This is a genomic window from Microbacterium sp. RG1 (assembly GCF_005347485.1).
GTDB classification, from domain to species: Bacteria; Actinomycetota; Actinomycetes; order Actinomycetales; family Microbacteriaceae; genus Microbacterium; species Microbacterium binotii_A.
The window spans coordinates 1,828,739-1,854,249 of the sequence record NZ_CP034121.1 but is presented as its reverse complement, the minus strand read 5'-3'; the positions used below and the strand labels follow the sequence as shown (position 1 = coordinate 1,854,249).

22 protein-coding genes and 1 tRNA gene are annotated in these 25,511 nt (G+C 69.9%); 18 read left to right on the top strand and 5 right to left on the bottom strand.

All coding sequences use genetic code 11. The annotated features are described in order from the left end of the window. Nucleotides 1–2 precede the first annotated feature (2 nt). Genes EHF32_RS08900 through EHF32_RS08890 form a run of 3 tightly spaced genes read left to right on the top strand, consistent with a single transcriptional unit; the run spans nt 3 to nt 3,913 of the window. Nucleotides 3–857, top strand: coding sequence for a carbohydrate ABC transporter permease (locus EHF32_RS08900; protein WP_137417845.1), 855 nt, complete (start codon nt 3–5; stop codon nt 855–857). 32 nt (nt 858–889) lie between these two features. Then, on the top strand, nt 890–2,734 hold the full coding sequence (locus EHF32_RS08895; protein WP_137417844.1) for a glycoside hydrolase family 3 protein: 1,845 nt from the start codon (nt 890–892) through the stop codon (nt 2,732–2,734). A 36-nt stretch (nt 2,735–2,770) separates the two neighbouring features. Continuing rightward, nucleotides 2,771–3,913, top strand: a complete 1,143-nt coding sequence (locus EHF32_RS08890; protein ID WP_137417843.1) for a LacI family DNA-binding transcriptional regulator — start codon at nt 2,771–2,773, stop codon at nt 3,911–3,913. 94 nt (nt 3,914–4,007) lie between these two features. On the opposite strand, the gene EHF32_RS08885 is transcribed toward EHF32_RS08890, so the two are convergent. After that, complete coding sequence (locus EHF32_RS08885; protein ID WP_137417842.1) at nt 4,008–5,534, bottom strand: PucR family transcriptional regulator; 1,527 nt, start codon at nt 5,532–5,534, stop codon at nt 4,008–4,010. 85 nt (nt 5,535–5,619) lie between these two features. Here EHF32_RS08885 and gabT point away from each other — a divergent pair, with 85 nt between their 5' ends. From gabT to EHF32_RS08860, 5 genes are read left to right on the top strand one after another with little or no spacing between them, the layout of a single operon-like run. Further along, on the top strand, nt 5,620–6,975 hold the full coding sequence (gene gabT, locus EHF32_RS08880; protein WP_137417841.1) for a 4-aminobutyrate--2-oxoglutarate transaminase: 1,356 nt from the start codon (nt 5,620–5,622) through the stop codon (nt 6,973–6,975). A 32-nt stretch (nt 6,976–7,007) separates the two neighbouring features. After that, a complete protein-coding gene (locus tag EHF32_RS08875) occupies nt 7,008–8,369 on the top strand; it encodes a flavin monoamine oxidase family protein (protein ID WP_137417840.1) in 1,362 nt (453 codons plus the stop codon). Further along, nucleotides 8,369–9,250, top strand: a complete 882-nt coding sequence (locus tag EHF32_RS08870) for a universal stress protein (protein ID WP_137417839.1) — start codon at nt 8,369–8,371, stop codon at nt 9,248–9,250. Before EHF32_RS08875 ends, EHF32_RS08870 begins: the two co-directional genes overlap by 1 nt. Further along, complete coding sequence (locus tag EHF32_RS08865; RefSeq protein ID WP_202876809.1) at nt 9,247–10,794, top strand: APC family permease; 1,548 nt, start codon at nt 9,247–9,249, stop codon at nt 10,792–10,794. Before EHF32_RS08870 ends, EHF32_RS08865 begins: the two co-directional genes overlap by 4 nt. Before the next feature lie 32 nt (nt 10,795–10,826). Then, nucleotides 10,827–12,194 (top strand): NAD-dependent succinate-semialdehyde dehydrogenase, encoded by a 1,368-nt coding sequence (locus tag EHF32_RS08860; RefSeq protein WP_137417837.1) that lies wholly within the window; start codon nt 10,827–10,829, stop codon nt 12,192–12,194. A gap of 42 nt (nt 12,195–12,236) precedes the next feature. On the opposite strand, the gene EHF32_RS08855 is transcribed toward EHF32_RS08860, so the two are convergent. Together EHF32_RS08855 and EHF32_RS08850 are read right to left on the bottom strand one after the other, a co-directional pair. After that, complete coding sequence (locus EHF32_RS08855) at nt 12,237–15,053, bottom strand: hypothetical protein (RefSeq protein WP_137417836.1); 2,817 nt, start codon at nt 15,051–15,053, stop codon at nt 12,237–12,239. After that, entirely contained in the window at nt 15,050–16,867 is a 1,818-nt protein-coding gene (locus tag EHF32_RS08850) for an HSP90 family protein (RefSeq protein WP_137417835.1), read from the bottom strand. Before EHF32_RS08850 ends, EHF32_RS08855 begins: the two co-directional genes overlap by 4 nt. A gap of 147 nt (nt 16,868–17,014) precedes the next feature. Between EHF32_RS08850 and EHF32_RS08845 the strand changes: the two genes are divergently transcribed. The 10 genes from EHF32_RS08845 (at nt 17,015) to rplA (ending at nt 24,478) form a co-directional block, all read left to right on the top strand. Further along, nucleotides 17,015–17,455, top strand: coding sequence for a pyridoxamine 5'-phosphate oxidase family protein (locus tag EHF32_RS08845; protein WP_137417834.1), 441 nt, complete (start codon nt 17,015–17,017; stop codon nt 17,453–17,455). After that, the gene (locus tag EHF32_RS08840; RefSeq protein WP_137417833.1) at nt 17,452–18,369 is read left to right on the top strand and encodes a hypothetical protein; all 918 of its coding nucleotides are present in this window, start codon (nt 17,452–17,454) and stop codon (nt 18,367–18,369) included. Before EHF32_RS08845 ends, EHF32_RS08840 begins: the two co-directional genes overlap by 4 nt. Next, nucleotides 18,366–18,818 (top strand): hypothetical protein, encoded by a 453-nt coding sequence (locus tag EHF32_RS08835; RefSeq protein ID WP_137417832.1) that lies wholly within the window; start codon nt 18,366–18,368, stop codon nt 18,816–18,818. The genes EHF32_RS08840 and EHF32_RS08835 overlap by 4 nt, the downstream gene beginning before the upstream one ends. 144 nt (nt 18,819–18,962) lie before the next feature. Beyond that, nucleotides 18,963–19,035 (top strand) — tRNA-Trp (locus EHF32_RS08830). A gap of 45 nt (nt 19,036–19,080) precedes the next feature. Beyond that, on the top strand, nt 19,081–19,347 hold the full coding sequence (gene secE, locus EHF32_RS08825; protein WP_137417831.1) for a preprotein translocase subunit SecE: 267 nt from the start codon (nt 19,081–19,083) through the stop codon (nt 19,345–19,347). A gap of 53 nt (nt 19,348–19,400) precedes the next feature. Then, a complete protein-coding gene (gene nusG, locus EHF32_RS08820; RefSeq protein WP_137417830.1) occupies nt 19,401–20,489 on the top strand; it encodes a transcription termination/antitermination protein NusG in 1,089 nt (362 codons plus the stop codon). Between the two features lie 365 nt (nt 20,490–20,854). Beyond that, the gene (locus tag EHF32_RS08815; RefSeq protein WP_137419186.1) at nt 20,855–21,814 is read left to right on the top strand and encodes a DUF3500 domain-containing protein; all 960 of its coding nucleotides are present in this window, start codon (nt 20,855–20,857) and stop codon (nt 21,812–21,814) included. A gap of 122 nt (nt 21,815–21,936) precedes the next feature. Continuing rightward, on the top strand, nt 21,937–23,208 hold the full coding sequence (locus tag EHF32_RS08810) for a HupE/UreJ family protein (protein WP_161594075.1): 1,272 nt from the start codon (nt 21,937–21,939) through the stop codon (nt 23,206–23,208). 131 nt (nt 23,209–23,339) lie between these two features. After that, nucleotides 23,340–23,771 (top strand): 50S ribosomal protein L11, encoded by a 432-nt coding sequence (gene rplK / locus EHF32_RS08805; RefSeq protein WP_137417828.1) that lies wholly within the window; start codon nt 23,340–23,342, stop codon nt 23,769–23,771. A 14-nt stretch (nt 23,772–23,785) separates the two neighbouring features. Continuing rightward, a complete protein-coding gene (gene rplA, locus EHF32_RS08800) occupies nt 23,786–24,478 on the top strand; it encodes a 50S ribosomal protein L1 (RefSeq protein WP_137417827.1) in 693 nt (230 codons plus the stop codon). A gap of 52 nt (nt 24,479–24,530) precedes the next feature. Here the strand turns inward: rplA and EHF32_RS08795 are convergent, their stop codons facing one another. Beyond that, nucleotides 24,531–24,806, bottom strand: a complete 276-nt coding sequence (locus tag EHF32_RS08795) for an acylphosphatase (protein ID WP_137417826.1) — start codon at nt 24,804–24,806, stop codon at nt 24,531–24,533. 78 nt (nt 24,807–24,884) lie between these two features. Then, complete coding sequence (locus tag EHF32_RS08790; protein WP_137417825.1) at nt 24,885–25,505, bottom strand: LysE/ArgO family amino acid transporter; 621 nt, start codon at nt 25,503–25,505, stop codon at nt 24,885–24,887. Between the last annotated feature and the right edge of the window lie 6 nt (nt 25,506–25,511).

Genomic DNA, 25,511 nt, shown 5'->3' with positions numbered 1-25,511 from the left:
TCATGACATCGACGACGATGGCCTCCCGCCGCGCTCGCCGCGCGCTCACCGGCCGTGCCCTCACCTACACCGTGCTGGTCGCGGGCCTGATCGTGTGGGTCCTCCCGTTCGTCTGGATGCTGCTGGGCTCCGTCAAGACGCAGAGCGAGATCCTGCAGCGCCCGCCGACCTGGCTCCCGCAGCAGATCACGTGGGAGAACTTCGCACAGTGGTTCGGTCCGCTCGACATCGGCCGGTTCTTCACGAACAGCATCGTCGTGGCGCTGTTGACCGTGCTCGGCAACCTCGTCTTCTGCTCGATGGTCGGCTACGCGCTCGCGAAGATGGACTTCCCCGGCAAGAAGGTGCTGTTCGCCGTCGTGCTCATCACCCTCATGGTGCCGGGCATCGTGACCTTCGTGCCGCTGTTCGTGATGGTCTCCTCGTTCGGGCTCACCAGCAGCTACGCCGCGCTGATCCTGCCGTTCGTCACGACCCCGTTGGGCGTGTTCCTCATGCGTCAGTTCATGCTGGGCATTCCCGACGAGCTCCTCGAGGCGGCGCGCATCGACGGTGCGGGAGAGCTGCGCATCTTCGCCCGCGTCGTGATGCCGCTGTGCGGGCCGCCGCTGGCGACGCTCGGCATCCTCACCTTCCTCGCGTCCTGGAACAACTTCCTGTGGCCGCTCGTGGCCGCCCAGAGCGAGGACATGTACACCCTTCCCGTCGCCATCTCCCTCTACGCGACGGGGCAGAACGCGACCGACTACGGCCTGCTGCTCGCGGGCTCCGTGCTGGTGATCGCCCCGATCATCCTCCTGTTCGTGTTCCTGCAGCGCTACTTCATCCAGGGCGTCGCGACGACGGGACTCAAGTGAGCACCGTCGACACGCACCCCAGAAAGGCCCCCATGTCCGCGACCTTCTCGACCGCCCCCGACGGCACCCGCTACCGCGACCTGAACGGCAACGGCGTGATGGATCCGTACGAGGATCCGCGCCTGACGCCCGAAGAGCGCGCGGAAGACCTGCTGGGGCGACTGAGTCTCGAGGAGAAGTGCGGACTCATGTTCCAGACGGTCATCGAGGTCGGCGAGGACGGCGAGCTCCTCGAGCAACCGGGGCGCATCTCCAAGTCGCCCACCACGACCGTCGTGCGCGACAAGCACATGAACCACTTCAACGTGCACGCCATCCGCACCGCACGGCAGGCGGCCACGTGGAACAACGCCCTCCAAGCGCTCGCGGAGGAGACGCCCCACGGGATCCCCGTGACGATCAGCACCGATCCGCGCCACGCGTTCGTGGAGAACACGGGGGTGGCCTTCTCCGCCGGGCCGTTCTCGCAATGGCCGGAGGGGCTCGGCCTCGCCGCCATCGACGACGTCGAGACCGTGCGCGCCTTCGCCGACATCGCACGGCAGGAGTATGTGGCCGTCGGCATCCGCGCCGCCCTGCATCCGCAGATCGATCTCGCGACCGAGCCGCGATGGGGGCGTCAGGCGCAGACGCTGGGGCAGGACGCGCAGCGCGTCGCCGAGTTCACCGCCGCCTACCTGCAGGGCTTCCAGGGCGATCGGCTGGGACCGGACAGCGTCGCCTGCACGACCAAGCACTTCCCGGGCGGTGGCCCGCAGAAGGACGGCGAGGACGCCCACTTCCCGTACGGCCGTGAGCAGGTCTACCCGGGCGGCATGTTCGACTACCACCTCGAGCCGTTCCGCGAGGCGATCCGACGCGGGACGGCGGGGATGATGCCGTACTACGGGATGCCGGTGGGCCTCGAGCGCGGCGGAGAGCCGATCGAGGAGGTCGGATTCGGCTACAACCGCCAGATCGTCACCGATCTGCTGCGCGACGAACTCGGCTACGACGGCGTCGTCGTGACCGACTGGGAGCTCGTGAACGACAACCACGTCGGCGACCAGGTGCTGCCGGCCCGGGCGTGGGGGGTCGAGGCGCTCACTCCCGTCGAGCGGATGGCGAAGATCCTGGATGCGGGCGCCGACCAGTTCGGCGGTGAGGAGTGCGTCGAACTCCTGCTGGAGCTCGTGCGCTCGGGTCGCGTGAGCGAGCAGCGCATCGACGAGTCGGCGCGCCGCCTGCTCCGGGTCAAGTTCGCCCTCGGCCTCTTCGACGACCCCTACGTCGACGTGGACGCGGCTGAACGGATCGTCGGCAACGCGGACTTCCGCGCCGCCGGCGAGCGGGCACAGTCGCGCTCGCTGACCGTGCTGCTCAACCGAGAGGCAGACGCGGGACCCACGCTGCCCCTCGCTCCGGTGCGGGCGCTCTACGTCGAGGGGTTCGCCGAACCCGACGTCGCCGAACTCGGTCCGACCGTCGCCGATCCGGCATCCGCCGATCTCGCGATCGTTCGGATCAAGGCTCCGTTCGATGCGCGCGACGACCTCTTCCTGGAGGCGTGGTTCCACCAGGGCTCGCTCGACTTCCCGCCCGGCCTCGTCTACCGTCTCCAGCAGATCGCGCGCCGGTGCCCGCTGGTCCTCGTGGTCACGATCGACCGCCCCGCGATCCTCACCCCGTTCGTGGCGGATGCGGCGGCCATCGTCGTCGACTACGGCAGCTCCCCCCGCGCGGTGATCGAGGCCCTGACCGGTCGGGTGCGGCCCGAGGGTCGGCTGCCCGTGGAGCTGCCGCGCTCGATGGCCGCCGTGCGTGCCTCGAGGGAGGATGTACCGTCGGATACCGGGGATCCGCTGTTCCCGGTGCGTCACGGGCTGCGACTCGCCTAGCGCACACGTCCTGTCGCAGGGAAGGATGTCGCACGCGTGAGTGAACGCCCGCGGACCCGCCGCACGACCGTCTACGACGTCGCCCAGGAGGCAGGCGTGTCCATCGCCTCCGTCTCGTTCGCATTCCGCCGCCCCGAGCAGCTCAGTGAGGCGACACGCGAGCGCGTGCTGGAGGCCGCGCGGCGACTCGGCTACGCCCCGAGCGCGTCGGCGCGAGGGCTCGCGCGCGGGCGCACCGGCATCCTGGGCCTGCACGCGTTCGACCTGATGCTCGAGCGCGCCCACGAGCCGGAGGCTCGGGTGCGCGCGCTGCGCGATCTGCACAGCCCCGACCTCGAGGGGCCGCGCATCATCCCGTGGGCCGAGACCGACGACGAGCTGCTGGCCGATCCGCGGGCCTTCCCGCTCTACGTCGACGAGGTCCAGCGCGGATTCGCCCTCGAATGCTGGGTGATGGGCAGACCTGTCATGCTCAGCAGCGGCTCCGACAGCGATGTGTCGGTGGCGGACACGGCGGGCCGCGTGGACGGGCTCGCGATCTTCCCGTCGGAGGGATCGGCGGCGGTGCTGTCGAGGTTCTCCTCGTCGATACCGATCGTGCTCTTCTCCGCAGCGCCCGCTGCCGACGGGCATCATCGCGTGCGCGTCGACAACACGCAGGGCATGCGCGAGATGATGACGCACCTGCTCACGGTGCACGGCGTGCGCTCATTCGCGTTCGTCGGACGGTTGGACTCCTGGGACGGCGAGGAACGGTTCGCCCAGTACCGGGAGAGTCTCCTCCGGGCGGGGATCGCCCCGGAGGACGAGCCGGTTGACGCGACCGTGCGCGGGCCCGATCGGATGGCCGAGCACCTGCACGCGCTCGCAGCGGCGGGGCGGATGCCGCGCGCTCTCGTGTGCTCGACCGATCAGAACGCGCTGGCGGCCATGGACGTGGTGCGCGAGCTGGGCTTCCACGTTCCCGACGATGTCATCGTCACCGGGTTCGACGGGATCCTCGCCGGGCGCCTGAGCACGCCGGCGCTCACCACCGTGCGTCAGCCGATGGAGGCGATGGGGAGAGCGGCCGCCCGCATCCTCGCGGGTACGGCCGGGCCGCTTCCGGAGGACGGTTCGCCCTTCGAAGCGGTCTTCGCTCCGGCTCTCGTCGTGCGCGCCAGCTGCGGCTGCGGCTGAGCAGCTCGCCGAGTGAGCACCCGTTCGCCGGGTGAGCACGCAATGGGGTGCTCTCTGGATGAACGGATGCTCGTTCGCGCAGGGATGTGGTCGGTCAGTCCAGGGCGCGGAGGGCGAGCCAGAGCTGGGCGCGCACCGCGAAGGAGGAAAGATCCACGCCGAGCACACGCTCGGTGAGGGCGAGGCGGGCCCGCACGGTGTGCCGGTGCACGCCGAGCGCCCGAGCGGCGGCCTCGTGGGCGGTGTCCGCCGCGAGCCACGCGTCGAGGGTGGAGACGAGGGCGGTCGCGTGCTCGGCGTCGTGGCGCAGCAGCGGCTCCAGCTCCGCGCGGGCGATCGCGCCGACGCGCTCGTCGTCGAGGACGGAGAGCAGACCGCCGCGCACCTCCGCGAACGCCGCGAGCGATCCCGCCGAGGCCCGCTCTCGGGCGACCCGCGCCTGCGAAAGGGCGACGGGAGCGGTGTCGAGCGTCGCGGGAGCGGACACGCCGACCCGCAAGGAGAGCTTCGTGGCGAGCTCGGCGAACACTCCGTCTCCCGCGGGTGCCGCCAGCAGCAGTCCGTCCTCGATCCGACCGAAGAACAGCGAGCCGCCGCGGGCCGCGACGGCGCTCTCCAGCCACTGGAGCACGTCTTCGCGGCGGGCGGCCTCCGCATCCGTGAGCCCGATCGCGACGGCGCCCGTGCCGAGCGTCCCCCACAGCGGCTTCGACACGCGCCGCACGAGCGCGCCGTCGCCGGCCAGCAGCGCCTCGGCGAGGCCGGCTCGGAGCGCCGTCGTGGCCTGGGCGAGTGTCTGTCGCTGCTCGAGCGCGAGCCCCGCCATGGCGACCGCCGTCGTCACGACCCCGCGCGCCTCGCGGTCGAACACCTCGGCCGACACGGCGATCGCGCCGCGCAGATGCCCGCCGCGGCCCAGGGTCTGCACGTGGAACGTGGTGGAGCCGATGTGCAGCGAGGAGCCCGCCCGCGCGCCGCGGCGCAGCAGCGCCGACACCTCGTCGCGCAGGCCGTCGCGCGTGGCCGCATCCAAGGACGCTGCCGGATGCTCGTGGGTCAGGGCCCCGGCGGCATCGAACATGCCGACCCAGCCGCCCAGCTGTCGCGCGAGCTCGTCCAGCGTCGCGGCGAGCCCGTCTGCACGCAGCGCAGCCAGCGAGAGCGCACGCCCCGCGGCGAGCGCCCAGCTGCGCCTCGCGTACTCCTCGGCCGCGATGGCCTGCGCGTTGGCGCGGGCGACGGCGATGAACGGGGTGCGGTAGGGCACCTCGAACAGCGGAAGTCCGTGGGCGCGGCACGCCGCATCCAGTCCGCGCGGGATGCCCTCGCGCACCACCTCCGTGCCGAATCCGAGCGCGGTGATCCCGCGTCCGCGGAGCCTCGCGACGTAGGCGTCGAAGTCGGGCGAATCGTCGTCGGAGCCGAGGAACTGCGTGCCGGTCGTGAGCAGCACGAGCCCCTCCGCCAGGAACGGCGTCGGATCGGCGAGGTCCGAGCTGTGGACGCCCTGCACCCGCGCCGCCAGCGTGGTGGCGTCGAACTCTCCCGCCGCGCGCAGGTCCAGATCCCGCCGGGCGAGAAGGGAGCCGAGGGTCGGACTGTCGCCGAGGGACGTACTCATGTTGTACATCGTGGCGCATGTCGCACAGGCACGTGTACGGACAGGCGAGTGCAGCGCGCTGTGCGTTCGCCCTACGCTCGCGGCCATGAGCATCGCCGACGTCACCACCACGCCCCTGGGCGGACCCTCGCTGCCGCAGGAGCGGCGCCTCGTCACCGCCATTCCCGGCCCGCGCTCGCAGGAGCTCCTCGCGCGCAAGGCCGCGGCGGTTCCCACCGGGGTCGGCCACACGGTGCCCATCCAGGCCGTGGCCGCGGGCGGCGGTGTCGTCGTCGACGCCGACGGCAACTCGCTCATCGACCTCGGTTCCGGCATCGCCGTCACCTCGGTCGGCAACGCGCACCCCGGGGTCGTGGCCGCCGTACAGGCGCAGGCCGCGCAGTTCACGCACACCTGTTTCATGATCTCGCCCTACGAGTCGTACGTCGCGGTCGCCGAGGCGCTGAACCGGCTCACCCCGGGTGACCATGAGAAGCGCACCGCGCTGTTCAACTCCGGTGCCGAGGCCGTGGAGAACGCCGTCAAGATCGCCCGCAAGTACACCGGCAAGCCCGCGGTCGTCGCCTTCGATCACGGTTACCACGGCCGCACCAACCTCACGATGGCCCTCACCGCGAAGGCGATGCCCTACAAGAGCGGCTTCGGCCCCTTCGCCGGCGAGATCTACCGCGCGCCGCTCTCGTACCCCTTCCGAGACGGCCTCAGCGGAGCGGATGCGGCCGCGCGCGCGATCTCGATGATCGAGAAGCAGGTCGGCGCCGACAACCTCGCGGCCCTCGTCATCGAGCCCATCCAGGGCGAGGGTGGATTCATCGTTCCGGCCGACGGGTTCCTCGGAGCTCTCGTGGACTGGTGCCGCGCGAACAACGTCGTCTTCATCGCTGACGAGGTGCAGACGGGCTTCGCCCGCACCGGTGAGATGTTCGCGAGCGACGGGTCCGGCATCGTGCCCGACCTCGTCACGACGGCCAAGGGCCTCGCGGGCGGACTGCCGCTCGCCGCCGTCACCGGCCGGGCGGAGATCATGGACGCCTCGCACGCCGGCGGCCTCGGCGGCACCTACGGCGGCAACCCGATCGCCTGCGCAGCGGCGCTCGCGGCGATCGACGCGTACGAGCACGAGGGCCTCGTCGAACGAGCACGCGAGATCGGCGCGATCCTCACCTCGCGCCTCGAGGCGCTCCAGCAGGCTGACCCGCGCGTCGGCGACGTCCGGGGCCGGGGCGCGATGGTCGCGGCCGAGTTCGTCGACCCGGCGACGGGTGCTCCGGATGCGGCGCTCGCCGCCGCCGTGGCGAAGGCCGCCATCGCCGAGGGCGTGATCCTGCTGACCTGCGGCACCTACGGCAACGTGATCCGATTCCTGCCGCCTCTCTCGATCGACGACGACCTCCTCGGCGAGGGACTCGACGTCCTCGCCGCATCCCTCGCCGCCGTCTGAGACGCAACACCCGAGCACCACGAAGGAGTGAGATGAGCAACACCGAGATCATCAGAGACGTCGTCGTCATCGGCGCGGGAGCTGCCGGGCTGACCGCCGCGAACGACCTCCGCAAAGCCGGTCTGTCGGTCGCCGTGCTCGAGGCGCGCGATCGCGTCGGCGGGCGGCTGTGGACCGACACGATCGAGGGTGCGATGCTCGAGATCGGCGGTCAGTGGGTGTCGCCCGATCAGCAGGCGCTCATCGACACGGTCGCGGAGCTCGGGCTCTCCACCTTCTCGCGCTACCGCGAGGGCGACAGCGTATACGTCGGCCCCGACGGCACCGTGACGCGGTTCACGGGAGACGTCTTCCCGGTCGCGCCCGACACGGCAGCCGAGATCGAACGCATCACCGCCGACCTCGACGCGATGGTCGCCGAGATCGACCCCGACCGCCCGTGGGCGCACCCGAAGGCCGCCGAGTGGGACACCATCTCGTGGGACGCCTGGCTGCGTTCGCAGACCGACGACGACGAGGCGGTGCGCAACCTCGCCTTCGCGACCGGCTCGGCGATGCTCACCAAGCCGACCCACGCCTTCTCCCTCCTGCAGTCGCTGCTCATGGCGGCCAGCGCCGGCAGCTACTCGCACCTCGTCGATGCGGACTTCATCCTCGACAAGCGCGTCGTGGGCGGACTGCAGCAGGTGCCGCTGCTGCTCGCCGAGCGCCTGGGGGAGGACGTCCTGCTGGATCAACCGGTGCGCTCGCTCACCTGGGACGAGGGCGGCGTCGTGGCCGAGGCCGCATCCGTGACGGTCCGCGCGCGACGCGCCATTCTCGCCCTCGCGCCCGTGCTGTACCCGCGCATCTCCTTCGTCCCGCCGCTGCCGCGCCTGCAGCAGCAGATGCACCAGCACATCTCGATGGGCTTCGTCATCAAGGTGCACGCCGTCTACGACCGTCCGTTCTGGCGGGAGCAGGGGCTCTCCGGCACGGCGTTCAGCCCGTATGAGCTCTCGCACGAGGCATACGACAACACGAACCACGGCGACGAGCGCGGCACGCTGGTCGGCTTCGTCTCCGACCGCAACGCCGACGATCTGTTCCGCCTCGACGCCGCCGAGCGAAAGGCGCGCATCCTCGAATCGCTGTCGCACTACTACGGTCCCGAGGCCAAGAATCCGATCGTCTACTACGAGAGCGACTGGGGCAGCGAGGAGTGGACCCGCGGCGCGTACGCGGCGAGCTTCGACTTGGGTGGCCTCCACCGCTACGGCGCCGATCTGCGCACGGCGGTCGGGCCCATCCATCTGGCGTGCAGCGACATGGCGGGCGCCGGCTACCAGCACGTCGACGGCGCGATCCGCATGGGGCACCGCGCCGCATCCGAGATCCTCAAGGAGCTGCGCTGATGGCCGCGCCGGTGGTCGTCGGCTACACCGCGACGGATGCGGGCGCCGACGCGCTCGCGCTGGGAGCACGGCTCGCGACGGCGACCGGGTCGGTGCTGGAGATCGTGATGGTGCTGCCGGGCGAGCGCTCGGTCATCACGCCGCCCGACGCGGGGTACGACCGGCTCGTCCGTGAGCGGGCGCGGGAGTGGCTGGCCCGCGCTTCCGAGTCCCTCAAGGACACCGTCGCCCACGGTCGGCACGTGCGCTACGGCGAGTCTTTCGCCGAGGGGCTCATCGCTGCCGCGGCCGAGTTCGGAGCGGGCATGATCGTGGTGGGTGCCGCGAACGGCGGGCTCCGCGGGCGTCACCGCCTGGGTACCGTCGCGAACGAGCTCATGCACTCCTCCGACGTCCCCGTCGTGCTCGCTCCCGAGGGCGCGCGGGAGGTCGCCGCATCCGTGGGTATCGAGCGGGTCACCGCCGCGATCGGCACGAGGCCGGGCGGCGACGTGCTCCTGGCCGAGGCGGCGGGCCTTGCCACCGCATCGGGTGCGCCCCTGCGGCTGCTGTCGCTCGCGACGGTCGATCTGCCGGCGGGCGTCGACACCGGCGTCATCCGGCTCACCGAGGCGACCCATGCCGAGACGGTGCTCGCCCAGGCGCGCGCCTCGCTCGGTGAAGGCTCCGTGGCCGAGGTCGTCAGCGCGCAGGGTGCCGACATCGAGGATGCGGTGTCGCAGATCGAATGGCTCCCGGGCGAGATCGCCATGGTCGGCTCCAGCCGGCTCGCGCAGCCGCGGCGGCTGTTCCTGGGCTCGACGGCGGCGAAGATGCTGCACGTGCTGCCCGTTCCCATGATCGTGGTGCCTCGCACCCGCAACGCAGAAGGGGCTCGATGATGAGCGCACCCGAATCGCAGGCCGTCGCCGCCGAGACCGGCGGACTCTCCAAGAAGGGGCTGTCCGCGGGAACGGTGGGCCTGATCGGCGCCGTCGTGATCGGCATCTCCTGCATCGCGCCCGCCTACACCCTGACCGCCGCTCTGGGGCCCACGGTCTCCGCGGTGGGCGTGCAGGTACCCGCGATCATCCTGGTCGGCTTCATCCCCATGCTGCTGGTGGCGTTCGGCTACCGAGAGCTGAACCGGCGCATGCCGGACTCCGGCACCTCGTTCACCTGGGCCACGCGCGCCTTCGGGCCGTGGATCGGCTGGATGGCCGGGTGGGGGCTGGTGGCCGCCACCATCCTCGTGCTCTCGAATCTCGCCGGAATCGCCGTCGACTTCCTCTTCCTGCTGATCGCCCAGATCACCCAGAACCCCTCGATCGCCGACATCGCGGCGCAACCGGGGGTGAACGTCCTGGTGTGCCTCGCGTTCATGGCGGCGGCGACCTTCGTCTCTTACCGCGACATGCAGACGACGCAGAAGCTGCAGTACGTGCTGGTCGGATTCCAGGTCGTCGTCCTGGTCGTCTTCGCGGTCGCCGCGATCATCGAGACGGTCAACGGCAACGGCTTCGACCCGACGCCGTTCGACTGGTCGTGGTTCGACCCGTTCGCCGTTTCGTCGTTCAGCTCCTTCGCCGCAGGCCTCTCCCTGTCGATCTTCATCTTCTGGGGCTGGGACGTGACCCTCACCATGAACGAGGAGACCAAGGACCCCGACAAGACGCCGGGACGGGCGGCGACCATCACGGTGCTCGTGATCGTGGCGCTCTACCTGCTGCTCGCCGTCTCGCTCATCATGTTCGCCGGTGTCGGCACGGGGGAGTTCGGCCTCGGCAACCCCGACATCCAGGACAACGTGTTCTTCCACCTGTCGGGTCCGGTGCTCGGTCCCCTCGCAGCCCTCGTGTCCCTCGCGGTGCTCACCAGTTCCGCCTCCTCGCTGCAGTCGACGTTCGTGTCACCGGCGCGCACCCTCCTGGCCATGGGGCACTACGGCGCGCTGCCCGAGCGTTTCGCCAAGGTCAGCCCGCGCTTCTTCACCCCGGGGTTCGCGACGATCGTCGCCTCGATCGTGGCGTCGGTGTTCTACGCCGTCATGCGTTTCGTGAGCGAGAACGTCCTGTGGGACACCATCACCGCCCTCGGCATGATGATCTGCTTCTACTACGGGCTGACGGCCTTCGCATGCGTCTGGTACTTCCGCAAGCAGTGGTTCGACTCGGTGCGCGCCTTCGTCTTCACGTTCCTCTTCCCGCTCGTGGGCGGGGCCATCCTCGCGGTGCTGTTCGTGACGACCCTGGTCGACTCGATGGACCCCGAGTACGGATCGGGTTCGCAGATCTTCGGCCTGGGACTCGTGTTCGTGCTGGGGGTGACGGTCATCCTGCTGGGCGTCGTGATCATGATCTGGCAGGCGGTCAAGCGCCCCGACTTCTTCCGCGGGCGCACGCTGAGCCTGGATGCGCCCGAGAGCCTGCGCCGCCGCCGGCGGTGACGGCAGACTGAGACCACAACCAAGGAGGACGAATGAGCAGCGAATACGCGGTCGTGAACCCGGCCACCGGTGAGCAGCTGGCCACCTACCCCGCCCTCAGCGATGCCGAACTCGAGCAGAAGCTCGCCGAGGCCGAGCGCGCCTACCGCCAGTGGCGCGACATGCCCGTCGCCGAGCGGGCCGCTCTCGTGCGCCGCGCCGCCGAGCTGCACCGGGAGCGCCGTGACGAGCTCGCAGCCATCGCCGTGCGCGAGATGGGCAAGCCCCTCGCCGCGGCCCTGGGTGAAGTGGACTTCGCCGCAGACATCACCGAGTTCTACGCCGACCACGCCGAGCAGATCACGTCGGACCGGCCGATCGACATCCTCGGCGAGGGCTCCGCCGTGATCCGCCCGACCTCTCTCGGGGTGCTTCTGGGCATCATGCCCTGGAACTTCCCCTACTACCAGGTCGCCCGCTTCGCCGCCCCCAACCTGGTGCTCGGCAACACCATCCTGCTCAAGCACGCGCCGCAGTGCCCGGAGTCCTCGGCGGCGATCGAGGAGATCTACCGGGATGCGGGTCTGCCGGAGGGCGCATATCTGAACCTCTACGCGAGTAACGAGCAGGCGGCGACCGTCATCGCCGATCCGCGGGTGCAGGGGGTGTCGGTCACCGGCTCGGAGCGCGCCGGCGCCGCCGTCGCGGAGATCGCCGGACGCAACCTCAAGAAGGTCGCGCTGGAGCTCGGCGGATCCGACCCGTTCATCGTGCTCTCCACCCCGGATCTTGATGCCACGGTCGCCGCCGCCGTCGAGGCGCGCATGGACAACAACGGGCAGTCCTGCAACGCGCCCAAGCGCTTCATCGTGGTCGACGAGCTGTACGACGCCTTCCTCGAGAAGTTCACCGCCGCGATGGCCGAGACGCCCGTGGGCGATCCCTTCGCCGAGGAGACGCTGCTCGGACCCCTGTCCTCGCTCGCGGCCGCCGAGCGGCTCGAGGCGCAGGTGGACACCGCCGTCGCGCAGGGCGCGCGCCTCGTGACCGGCGGCACCCGTGACGGCGCGTTCTACGCGCCCACCGTGCTCACCGATGTCACGCCCGAGATGGACGTCTATCGTGAAGAGCTCTTCGGGCCCGCCGGCGTGGTCTATCGCGTGTCGGGTGAGCAGGACGCGGTGCGCGTGGCGAACGACACGAGCTTCGGGCTCGGCTCCTACGTCTACACGACGGACCTCGCGCAGGCGGAGCGTGTGGCGGATCGGATCGAGGCCGGCATGGTCTACGTCAACTGCGTGCTCGCCGATTCCCCCGAGCTGCCGTTCGGCGGCGTCAAGCGGTCCGGTACCGGCCGCGAGATGGGTCTGCTGGCGGCGGAGGAGTTCGTCAACAAGAAGCTCATCCGCATCGCCGACTGAGCCGGAACGATGGCGGGGGCGAGGATCTCGCCCCCGCCATCGTCATGCCGGCAGCGTCGCGCGGACCTCGGCCGCCTCGGCCGGTCGGCCGAGCCTCTCCAGCACGTCACCGAGCTCGAGGGCGGCGGTCTGGCGCAGCGCCTCGTCGTCGCCGGCGTGCTCGAGGGCCGCGCGGTAGAGGGGCACCGCATCCGTGGGGCGTTCCGCGCCCATCAGGATGCGCGCGGCGACGAACTCGGAGCGGCCGGCGGAGGTCGTGTCCCCCGCCCGCACGAAGCCGTCGGCCGCCTGCAGGGCGGTGGCGACGGCTTCGTCCGTGCGCTCAGCGGCGGCGAGAGCCCGTGCCCGCGTGTCGAGCACGTCGGCGACGAACCACGCCGCGTCGTTCGCGCGGCCGAGCTCGACCGCTTCGTCCAGCAGCGCGAACACCTCATCGAGGTCGCCGCGCTGCTGGTGAGCCTGCGCGAGCGTGTGGAGGCCGTCGGCCAGCAGGCCCACCTGCTCCTCGTCCCCGCGCACGATCTCCACGGCCTGCGTCAACGAGTCGATCGCGTCGTCGATCTCGCCGAAACGGCCGAGCAGTCGTCCGTGCTCCTTGAGGGCGTATGCGCGCGCGGCGGGCTCGTCCGCCTCCTCGTGCAACTGCGCGACGAACTCCCAGCCGCCCAGCGCGTTGCCGAACTGTCCCGCCTGTTCGAACGCACGGGTCAGCAGTCCGACGGTGATCGCACGGGAGCCGGCCGGCTCCTCGGCGGCCGTCTCCTCCTGCAGCACCTGATCGAGCACCTCGATGGCCTCCTCGCCGAATCCGGCGCCCAGCAGGGCGCGACCCAGCCGGAAGCGCAGGTCCGTCGCGGGGGCGCCCGTTGCTTCCCGGCGTTCGGTGGCGACACGGTAGCGGGAGACGGCCTCGCCCATGGCGCCCGCGTCCTCGTGCAGCGCGCCCGCGAGGAAGAAGACATCGCTCACGAGCCGGTCATCGGCCCCGCTCAGCAGATGGATGCGTGTCGCCTCGTCCGCGTCGGCGGCGCCGGCTGCATACTCGGCCAGCCCGCCGCGGGTGCGCGCGCGCAGCAGGAGGGCCCGCGCACGACGAGCCTCGCTGAGCTCGTTGTCGGCGAGGAGAGCCTCCAGCAGGTCCAGCGCCTCGGGCAGGTCGCCCGCTGCCGCCGTCATGTCCGCCTGCATCCAGCGCTGCGAGTGCGAGGGACCGGTCTCCCCAGCCTCGGCGAACAGCTCCGCCGCCTCGGCGAACATCTCCGCGGTGCGTCGACGGTCGTCGGGCTCGGTGGCCGTCTGATCCTTGAGCCGGAGGAAGGCGAGCGTCGCGAGGAGGTCCGCGCGCACCTCGGCCGGTGCACCGTGGTGCTCGTCGAGCGCGCGCTGGAGGGTCTCGGGCGCGTCGTCGGCGTCGGCGCCGTAGAGCAGGAGTCCCAGTTCCTCCTCCAGCTCCGCCTGTGCGACGCGTCCTGCCGCGCGGAGGGCGGCGAGTCTGCTCGGCAGCGCGGCGGTCGCCTCGTCGAGGCGACCGAGGGCGACGAGCACGGCGAGCAGCCCGTGCGTGAGCGAAACCCGCTGCTCGACGTCCGCGTCGTCCAGCGCCTCGCGGATCGCCTCGAGGGAGGCGATCGAGCCCAGCTGGTGCAGGGCCAGCGCCCGCTCGACGCGCTCCGCGGGGGTGCGGGGAGCGGGGGCGGAGGACCGGGCGGCGAAGTCGTGGGAGCTGATCGGCACCTCGTAGCGCTCGGCGCCGACAGTGCGCTGCCCGGCGAGCCAGGCGGTCTGGGCGTCGGTCGCGTTGCGGGCATCGAAGGCCTGGGCGATGCTCTCGGCGGCGGTCCACATCCGTGCGGCGAGCTCGGCGGCGGGCCAGAGACCATCGTGCGCGCCGATCAGGGGGACGAGCGCCTCGGCGTCGGAGCCGCGCACAGCGGCGTCGGGGTGACCAGAGGCGGCGACCGCATCCAACGCGACGGCGAAGGCCGCGAGCGCCTCCAGGTGCGCGCTGGCGTTCAGCCCGTCGTGGGTGAGCCACGGCAGGTGTCGTTCGACGAGCGCGAGCGCGCGTGCCTCGTTGCCCGTGACGGCGCAGAAGACGATGTTCTTCGCGATGATCGAGAGGTTGTCGGCGTTGTCCTTCGCGAGGCGGTAGCTGCGCAGGTGCGCCGCCCGCGCGTCATCCGGGCGCCCGGCGTGCAGGTAGGGCAGGAGGGAGCGGGCGAGGGCGTGCTCGGGCTCCTCGCCGCACGTGAAGCCGCCTTCGACGAGCTCCTCGACGAGACGGATCGCCTCCGCCTCGTCACCGGTCTCCGCGAAGAACCCGGCGAACTGGCTGCGCGTGCAGGCGTCGCAGTGGCTGTACTCGTCGCGGGGCGTGGCGTCGAGCCGACGTCGCAGCTCGGCAGCCTCGTCGATGCGTCCGGCCGACCACGCGTCCTCGAAGCGCGCCATCAGCACGCCGCTCATGCCGTGACCTGCCCGCTCGTAGTGGGTCTGCATGTCATCGAGCACGGCCGTGATCTGCTCGGACGAGAACTCGGGCGAGCCCCGGAGGGCGCCCGCCATCCACTTGTAGTGCCACATGAGGTCGCCTGCCGGCTCCAGCTCGGCGGGGAAGCGCTCGGGGTCGGCGTCGTGGTGCCCCAGGCACCACGCGAACGAGGTGAGCATCAGATCCGTGTCGCCGCCCATGTTGGCGCTGGCGGTCTGCCGCATCCGCGCCTCGTACTCGAGGCGCTCGTCGCCGCTTTCCTGCGCCAGCGACACCGCCTCGGCGACCAATGCCCTCTCGGCGGGCCCCCAGGGTGTGCGGTCGATCTCATCGAACAGCGATCGGATGCGGGTCGCGTAACCGGTCATGATGCTCCTTCCGGGTCGGGGGTGGCGGCGAGCGCTCTCTCGAGCAGCTCCGCGAGCGAGGTGCTCATCACGGCGCGGTCGCGCGGGCTGAGCGGGTGATGGCCGGCGAGCAGCGACTGCACGTGCAGCAGACGGATGCCGCTGTCGAAGACCGCGGTGTCGCCGGCCGCGGCGAGGGCGCGGACCGTCGGATTGGCCCAGTTCAGGCACAGCCTGGCGGCGGGCGGTGTCGCATCCGCGTCCGCTCCGGAGACGGCCTTCTCAGCGCGGTCGAGGACTCCCGACCACAGCGCGCCGGCGGCGCCGCGGGCGCGTCCCCGGTCGAGAGCCCGGAGAGCCTGCGGATCCGCGACGAACAGCCCGGGCAGCTCCCGGCGCTCGAACGAGCGCACGGAGACGTCGACGTCGCCGAGGGCAGCGCGAGCGCGACGCTCGAGATCGAGGGCCGCATTGCGGTCGTCGAGCGGCGGCAGATCGAGCCGGTCCATCTCGGCGCCGACCTCGACGCGCTCGACGGTGACCTCGGGGAAGATCTCGGGCAGAAGGCGGATGAGTTCGGCATCGTAGAGGTAGCCACCGTCGACCAGAAGCGTCCCGGGCGGCACGATGCTCGCCAGCTGCCGGAACTCGTCGACGGTCTCGGCGTACCGCACCTCGGGCGAGCGGCGTACGAGCTCCTCGATCCGCACGCGCCCTGCCGTGGTCTCCACCGAGAGCCAGCGCACGATGAAGCGGGCCAGCTCGTCGTCATGGCGGACGAGCGACTTCAGCGCGACCTCGTGGACGGCGACGAACTGCGCGAGCCGCGCCGGCTCGCGCAACGCCAGCTCCAGGATCCATCGCCGGATCGCGTCGCCGATCTCGCTGCGGGTCTGCTCGAGCGCGTCGTCGTCGACGAGCGCCTCGCGGCTGGCGGTCGGATGCAGCCCGCCTGAGTCGATCACCGCGCGCGCGAAGAACGCCCAGTCGGGGAGCAGGTCGTCGGCACGCTCTGCCAGCAGCATGCGGCGCAGGTAGACGCGCGTGCTCTGACGTGCCGAGGGCGGCGGAGCGAACGGCAGCACGTAGGCGACGCCGCGGGTCTGTGTGGCAGCGACCGTCAGCTCGATCGCATCCAGCGGCTCGACGCCGATGAGCTCGCGCCCGTACGTCAGCCGCGTCTCGCGGTCGCCGTCGAGGAAGGGGGCGGGCTCGGTCACGGTGGTCTCGCCGCCGCCGGGCAGATCCACCACGACCGAGACCGGCAGATAGCGGCCGAACGTCTCGGCCAGCTCCAGCACCGTCGCGCCCGTGAGCAAAGACGCGCTGTCGCTGCGGGGGGTCAGGTGCACGCTGGTGCCGACCGGCACCTCGCCCTCGAACGGCTGCACCGCGAAGGTCCCGTCCGAGCGCCCGACCCACTCGACGGCAGGTCCGCCGGCGGCGCTCCGCGACCGGATCACGATGGTGTCGCACACCATGAAGCACGACAGCATCCCGATGCCGAACTGACCGAGGAAGTCACTGCGCGGAAGGTCGAAGATGTCGCGCTTGGAGCTGCGCCCCACCGTCGCCAGAAGATCGGCGACCTCGCTCTCGGTGAGACCGATGCCGTCGTCGCGGATGATGAACTCGGCGGCTTCGAGTCCTGCCGGGGTGATGCGGATGCGGCCGCCGCCGCCATCCAGCGCGCGACGGGCGGCGATCGCATCGACCGCGTTCTGCAGGAGCTCTCGGAGGAAGACGCGCGGGCTCGAGTAGATGTGCCGACTGAGCAGATCGATCACCCCGCGAAGGTCCACCTGGAACTGCTGGGGGGCCGGCACCTCGTTCACCGTCGCTCCTCGAACCTCGTCGCAGCGCCGCCCATCGGGTGGTGGGCGGCGACCGATTCAGCGTACTCCGCGAGCGGGGGCGCACCTGAGTGCCTGGGGAGAGAACGAGCCCGTGCGCGCGGGGGCCGGTTGGGCCAGGATGGGCTCATGAGCGACACGACGCAGGCGGACGGGGTACGGGTACTGGACGAGGAGGCGATGTGGCGCCTGCTCGCCACGCAGGAGGTCGGTCGCCTGGTGACCAGGATCGGCGAGCGCATCGACGTGTTCCCGGTCGGCTACGCGCTCGACGGACGCAGCATCCTGTTCCGCACCGCGCCGGGCACGAAGCTGCTCGAGCTCACCGCCCGCGACGAGGTGCTGTTCGAGGTCGACCACCACAGCACGCAGGACGCCTGGAGCGTCGTCGTGCGCGGGACGGCGGCGGCCGTCGACCGCTCCGACGAGATCGCGGCGCTCGAAGCCCTCGCCTCGGCGCCCTGGGCTCCCACCGTCAAGGACGTCCTGGTACGCATCACGCCGTCGCTCACCACCGGACGCGCCTTCGAACGGCGAGCAGCCGATCCCGCCGAAGGGGCGATGGCGTGACGTTTGATCCGGCCCCGCCGGCGGCCGGATCGCCGCCTGTCCTCCCGCAGACGGTCGAGCCCGCTGCGCCGCGACGCCGCCGTCGCGGCGCAGGCTGGATCATCGGTGTCTCGCTGAGCCTCGTCCTCATCATGCTGCTCGCCGCCGGTACCGGGGGAGCGTGGCTCATCTGGCAGCAGCGGGAGCGGCTGCTCGCGTCGCGGGTGATGAGCCCCGAGCAGGAGGCGGCGATCGCCGACACGTTCGCCGCCGCCTCCGAGAAGGTGACCGCCACCCAGCAGGCGACGACCGAGTACGCGGGCGATCGTCGCGCCTGGGACGACGAGCACGCGCAGGTCGAGGAGTGGAAGACGGGGACCGACTCGCCGCTGTTGGCCGTGCCGAATCCGGGTGGGACAGCGATGCCGGGGCCAGACCCGGACGGGCGCGCGTTCCTCTCCTCGATCGGCGCGGACCGTGTCCAGGTCGCATTCGATGCCGGGGACGAGAACTGCGGCTACCACCTCTCCGAGCGCACCGGATACGAGATCGTCGTCGGCGGCTGCTACTCCACCCGCTACCCGAGCTGGCTGTTCCTCGCGTGGGACCCGGGAATGGAATCGTCCGTGTGGCCCGTGTTCGTTCACGAGGCCATGCACTGGTACCAGTACCAGAACTACTACCCGGCCTTCCTCGCGGCCGATCGGGCCGGGGTCACCGACGACCAGTACGGCCCCGAGCTGGAGGCCGATGCGAGCTGTCGCGCCGTGTACGTCTACGGCATCCCGGCATCCGACTACGTCGACACCTCCTCACCCTGCGACGTCGAGGGCTGGTACGACGGGTGGCTGCTGTATCACCTCGCGTCGCTGGGCGTGCAGGTCACGGAGCCCGTGGCGGCGGATTACGAGGTGCTCGAGGTGGTGAGACCGTGAGGGCGCGTTCCGGCATCGCGGCTGCCTCGTTGCTCGCCGTGCTCGCGCTGAGCGCGTGCTCGTCGGTGGATGCGGATGCGGCGGACCGCCGGATGAACCAGGTGTTCGACGATCTCGTCGCTCAGGCATCTGCGGTGGACCCCCAGGTGCTGCGAACGCTCGAGACCGCCGAGCCGCGCACGCAGGCGTGTTCGCGTCCCGCTGACACGGAGCAGGTCGTGCTGACGGCCACTGGGGTGCTTGCGGTCGCGGCCGACGTCTCCGAGGCGGAGAGTGTGCGCGACGACCTCGGCGAAAGCCTGGATCCCGGCGTCTGGCGACCTCTCGCCGACACTCTTCCCGGCGCGGAGAGACAGGGCTGGATCTCGGAGGACGGCGTCACCGTGACCCTGGCCTCCGACGGTCCTGCGGTGGTGATCGCGGTCTTCTCGCCGTGCCTTCCGGGGTGAGCGCGTTCGCGCCCTCGTGTGCCATGCCGTACACTTGAGCGTGCAGTTGAAGTCTGCATTCTTTCGCCGTGCCCGTCATCGGGACGACACATCCCTTCGGATCAGGTCACGGCAGGAGTGCGGGCGCGAGACCTCCGGGTCTCTAGGGCGGTAGCTCAATTGGCAGAGCAGCGGTCTCCAAAACCGCAGGTTGCAGGTTCGATTCCTGTCCGCCCTGCGCGCCAGCGCATGCTGGCACGACGTAAGCGATTCAGGTGGGTGCATGGTCCAGGACGAGCCGAAGGGCGAGGTTGTCGCCGCTGGCGGTGCCGTGCGCGAGAAGAAGCCCAACTTCTTCCTGCGCATCGTCATCTTCATCCGCCAGGTCTTCGCTGAGCTTCGCAAGGTCGTCACCCCGACGCGCAAGGAGCTGGTGAAGTTCACCGGCGTCGTCCTGGGCTTCGTCATCGTGATGATGGCGGTCGTCTACGGACTCGATGTCGTGTTCGTCTGGCTGACGACAGTCGTCTTCGGAGTTCCCGGAGCCTGACATCGCGAGGCGCGGGTGTCGCCACCCGCAGACCAGAACGAGAGAGTACGTAAGTGTCTGAGAAATACACCGACGACGCCGATTGGGCGACCGCCGCCGAGCAGTCCAGCGAGGACGACGAGGCGCAGGAGGGCAACACCCTCGCCGCCGAGGAGCGCTCCGTCGAGGCCGCCGAGCACGTTGCGCTGCACATCGAGGGCGACGACGAGGATGAGGACTCCGACACCGGCTACGACGCGGACGCCGACGTCGAAGACCCCGAGGCCGATGCGATCGTGAACGACGCGCTGGAGATCGACGAAGCCGCCGAGGCCGAAGCGGCAGCCGAGGTGCTGACCGAATTGCTCGCAGAAGAAGAAGCAGAGCGCGCAGCCGAGGAGGCCGACGAAGTGACGCCCTACGACGGACCCGACATCAACGGCGAGCCGGACGCTCCCGTGCTCGACCCCGAGTTCGTGGCCGAGATCGATGACGCGGCCACCGCCGTCGACGAGATCGAGGAGGAGGTCGACGCGGACGCCGACCCCTACGAGGCGTTCCGTCAGGAGCTGCGTGCGCTCGAGGGCAAGTGGTACGTCATCCACTCCTACGCCGGCTTCGAGCGCAAGGTGAAGGCCAACATCGAGCAGCGCAAGTCGACGCTCGAGGTCGAGGATGACATCTACCAGGTCGAGGTCCCGATGGAGGACGTCGTCGAGATCAAGAACGGCCAGCGCAAGATGGTCACCCGCGTGCGCATCCCGGGCTACGTGCTCGTGCGCATGGAGCTCAACGAGGACACCTGGTCGGTCGTCCGTCACACGCCCGGCGTCACGGGCTTCGTCGGCAACGCCCACAACCCGACGCCACTGCGCTTCGAAGAAGCGTTCAACATGCTGAAGAGCCTCGTCGAGATCAAGGACGTCGCCCCGGCGAAGTCCGGTGGCGGCAGCGCAGCGCCGGCCGCCGCCCGCGTCATCGCGGCGGAAGTCGACTACGAGATCGGCGAGACGATCACCATCAAGGAAGGCTCGTTCGCGGGTCTTCCCGGCTCGATCAGCGAGATCAAGCCCGAGAGCGGCAAGCTCACGGTTCTCGTCTCGCTCTTCGAGCGTGAGACGCCGGTCGAGCTGTCCTTCGACCAGGTCTCCAAGATGGTCTGACACTCGTTTCGCGAAGGGGTGGATGCCACGTGGCATCCACCCCTTCGTCGTCTGGCATCCGGCCCCGACACTCATAGCAGTTCAGGGGAGGCGGCGAAGCGTCGGTTCGCGTTATGGTCGCGGTGAACCGCTGGGTTATCGAAGGAGACGTGATGCCGAAGCCAGTCGACGATCACACGATCAGTCCGAGCCATCGCCCCCGTGGCGCTGTTGCGGGAGCAGCCATGCTCCTTGTTGCCGCGCTGACCCTCGCTGCGTGCGCGGCTGAGGCGCCGACCGCGGAGTCGACGTCTACCCCGAGCGCGACGCCGACTTCAAGCGCGTCGGCTTCAGCGACGGCCGAGGCGTCGACGACGGTTGCCGATGTGGTCGCAGCAGCAGACGCCTTCACGGCGACGCTCGACTCGTCGCAACAGGCCGAGGTGCTCCTCGATTTCGATTCCGCGAACGCGACGGCGTGGTCGAACCTGCCCTGCGGTGCGCAGTGCCGCGTCGGTATCACCTTCTCGTCGCTCTCCGATACACAACTGGCTGCGGCGAAAGCGGTGCTGCAGGCGGCGCTCGGCACGAGCAGCGACACGGGCTACCAACAGGCCATGCAGATCCTGCTCGCCGATGACGAGCTCAACTCGTTGCAGAGCTCCGGCAACGGCGGGGGCGGTCCAGGAGGTGCGTACTCCGCGGGCAACTACTACTTCGCGATTCTCGGTGAGCCATCCGAGACCGGCACATGGCAGCTTCATTTCGGTGGACATCACCTCGCGGTCAATATCACCTATGTGGATGGTGTCGTCGCCGGAACGACTCCGTTCTTCATCGGTGTCGAGCCGACGTCGTGGACCGCGGACGACGGCACGAGTTACGCGCCGCTCACGGTTATGAAAGACGCGATGTCCGCCGCCATCAACTCGCTCGACAGCTCGCAGCTCGCGGCGGCGAAGCTCTCGCAGTCGTACACCGACGTGCTTCTCGGGCCGGGTACCGACGGTGACTTCCCGACGACCAAGTCGGGTGTGCGAGTCGGCGACCTCAGCGCCGACCAGCAGAAACTCGTGCTCGCGGCGATGTACCCGTGGGTTGCGATCGCCGATGACGCAACGGCCGAAGACCTCATGGCGACATACTCCAGCGAGCTCGCCGACACCTATCTGTCGTACTCGGGTAGCACCGATCTCACGGCGCAAGGAGACTACGTGCGCATCGATGGGCCGAGCGTGTGGATTGAGTTCGTGTGCCAGAACGGTGTGGTCGTGCAGAACCAGATCCACTATCACACGGTGTATCGCGACCACACCCGCGATTACGGCGGGCAGCTCAGCTTCTGATGTCGTCGCGCACCGCGCGCCGGGCACCTCGCACCGCGCGCCTCGCGGTGAGGAGTGCGGCGACGGCTTTGGCCGTCGCCGCACTCGGACTCACCGCAGCAGCCCCTGCATCGGCTCATCCGATGCCGCATTCGGTCGTCACCCTCGATGTGCACGACAGTTCTATCGATGCGACGATCGAACTGCCTAGCGACGACCTGCGTCTGGCGAGCGGCATCGACATCACGGCCGCCGACGCATTGGAGAATTCGGCAGACGCGCTGAGCGACTACATCGCCGCGCACCTCCAGATCACCACGCCATCCGGCGAGCCGTGGACGGTCGACGTCGGCGAGCTGACGATCGCAGACGCTGAGCAGACCTCGACCGGTCAGTTCAGCGAACTCGTCGCTCAGATCGAGATGACACCGCCGGCGGATGCCACGACGCGTGAGTTCACGCTGGATGACACAGTGATCATCCACCAGGTCATCACGCACCGCATCTTCGTCGTCGTCGATCAAGATTGGGCCGGTGGCGATCTCGGTGATGAGGCGAAGCAGCTCGGTGTGATCGCGGTCGACCCGGCATCGGGAACCGTCGCCCCGCTCACGATCGACCTCGGCTCGGGGAGCATGTGGAGCGGCTTCGTGGCGATGGTGCAGCTGGGAGGGACTCACATCCTCGAGGGCACCGACCACCTGCTGTTCCTCATCGTGCTTCTCCTGCCCGCGCCGCTGATCGCGTTCGCTGGGCGTTGGCGGCGTCCGGCAGGACCGAAGCGATCGGTGCTGCGCATCGTGTCGATCACGTTGGCCTTCACGATCGGCCACTCCGCCACACTCGCGATCAGCGCGCTGACTCACCTCGACATCCCCGCCGTCCCGATCGAATCGTTGATCGCCGTGAGCATCCTCGTCGGCGCGCTGCACGCCATCAGACCGCTGTTCCCCGGCAAAGAGGCGGTGGTCGCAGGACTCTTCGGGCTGATCCACGGGATGGCGTTCTCGTTCACGCTCGCGGAGCTGGGGCTGTCGACCGGGCAGCTCGTGATCAGCCTCCTGGGCTTCAACATCGGAATCGAGCTTCTCCAGCTCGCGGTCGTCGCCGCTGTGCTGCCCGCCTTCGTCATCCTCTCGCCCTGGCGTGGCTACGCCGTGCTGCGGGTGGGGCTGGCACTCGTAGCGGGCACGAGCGCGCTGGGGTGGCTTCTCGCGCGACTTGGTGTGAACAATCCGATCGCCGATGTGGCCGACGGGCTCGGCGCGTACGGAGGGTGGGCGATCGTTGCGCTGTGGGTCGTGACGATCGGCTACCTCGTCGAGCGTCGTCATGGGCGGCGCCACGCGTTCGTGGGGGAGGCGTCAGAGGAGCGCGAGGAGTCGGGGGCACCGCTTCACGTCGACTCGCTGTAGCTCGGCTCGCGAACGCGCGACATCGCGTACAATGGCGAGGTTGCGGATTTTCCGCGTACCCCACCGCATCCGGCGTTCGGCCGGTCTTGCGGGAGCGCGCCCTTGCCGGGCGCACGAGAGAGAGAAGAGAAATGGCACCGAAGAAGAAGGTGACCGGCCTGATCAAGCTTCAGATCAATGCCGGTGCAGCCAACCCGGCGCCGCCGATCGGCCCCGCGCTCGGTCAGCATGGCGTCAACATCATGGAGTTCTGCAAGGCGTACAACGCCGCGACCGAGTCGCAGCGCGGCAACGTCATCCCCGTGGAGATCACCGTCTACGAGGACCGCAGCTTCACCTTCATCCTGAAGACCCCGCCCGCCGCGGAGCTCATCAAGAAGGCCGCAGGCGTCGCCAAGGGTTCGAAGACCCCCCACACCGTCAAGGTCGCCAAGCTCACCAAGGACCAGGTGCGCCAGATCGCCGAGACGAAGATGCCCGACCTGAACGCGAACGACATCGAGGCTGCCTCGCTGATCATCGCCGGCACCGCCCGCTCCATGGGCATCACGGTCGAGGACTGAGGGAGATAACGAACATGGCTACCAAGTCCAAGGCATTCCGCGCGGCCGCCGAGAAGATCGAGGCCGACAAGTTCTACACCCCGACCGAGGCTGTGACCCTCGCGAAGGAGACCGGGTCGAAGAAGTTCGACTCCACCGTCGAGGTCGCCCTCAAGCTGTCGGTCGACCCCCGCAAGGCGGACCAGATGGTGCGCGGCACCGTCATCCTCCCGCACGGCACGGGCAAGACCGCCCGCGTCATCGTTTTCGCGACGGGCCCGGCCGCCGAGGCTGCTCTCGCCGCGGGCGCTGACGAGGTCGGCGGCGCCGAGCTGATCGAGAAGGTCGCGGGCGGCTACACGTCGTTCGACGCCGCCGTCTCGACCCCCGAGCTCATGGGCCAGGTCGGTCGCCTCGGTAAGGTCCTGGGTCCCCGCGGTCTCATGCCGAACCCGAAGACCGGTACGGTCACCCCGAACCCGGCCAAGGCCGTCGAGGAGATCAAGGGCGGCAAGATCGAGTTCCGCGTCGACAAGCACGCCAACGTGCACTTCGTCGTGGGCAAGGCGTCGTTCTCGGCCGACCAGCTCGACGAGAACCTGAAGGCCGCTCTCGAGGAGATCGTCCGTCTGAAGCCGTCCAGCTCCAAGGGCCGTTACATCCAGAAGGGTGCGGTGTCGACCACGTTCGGCCCCGGTATCCCGCTGGACGTCAACGCGCTGGTCTGAGACACGTCTCACAGGAAGGGCCCCGTCTTCGGACGGGGCCCTTCCTGCATGCTCAGGCGTCTTCTCTGATGTCGAAGCTGAGCGGTCCCGTGGGGGTGGTCTCCGAGACCTCCACGCGCTCGACGTGCGCTGCGCTCGGTCCTCTGCGAAGCCAATCGATCATCTGATCTACGCGGCCTTCCTCGCCGTGGAGCTCGGCCTCGACCGTGCCGTCTCGGCGGTTTCGCACCCAGCCGGCCACGCCGAGTCGAGCGGCGGCGTCGTGGGCGGCGTAACGGAAGCCGACGCCCTGCACGGCGCCGCTGACGATCACTCGGACATGACGCATGCGCATATTGTGCCGTGGATGCACACGTCGTGCTGCGGGCTGTCGCGAACGACGCGTGGGTGGCAGGATGCGTCCGGATCAGCCTCCGAGGACGAGGCTGAGCGCGATCACGGCCATGACGACGGCGATGATCGCGTCGAGGATCCGCCATGCCAACCGGGAGTCGAACAACCGGCCGACAAGCCGGGCGCCGTACGCGAGCGAGAAGAACCACGCCACGCTCGCCGTCATCGCACCGGCCGCGAACCACCATCGTGTGTCGCCGTGCGTGCTCGCGACCGACCCGAGCAGGAAGACGGTGTCGAGGTACACGTGCGGATTGAGCCAGGTCAGCGCCAGGCACGTGAGCAGAGCCGCGGTGAGCGAGGTGCGGGCGACCGGGGGAGAGGGCGTCGCATCGACGGACGATGCGGCCGCCGGACGCCAGGCCCGGCGCGCCGCGAGCAGCGCGTACCCGAGGAGGAACGCGGCACCCGCCCACCGCGCGCCCTCGATCGCCCAGGGGACGGCGGCGAGGACGAGCCCGAGGCCGGACACGCCGACCGCGATCAGCGCCGCATCCGAGGCAGCGCACACGAGCGCGACGGCGAGCACATGCTCGCGCCGGATGCCTTGGCGCAGCACGAACAGGTTCTGCGCACCGATGGCGATGATGAGCGAGAGGCCGAGGCCGAGGCCCGCGGCGAGGGAGGAGAACACGCTCCG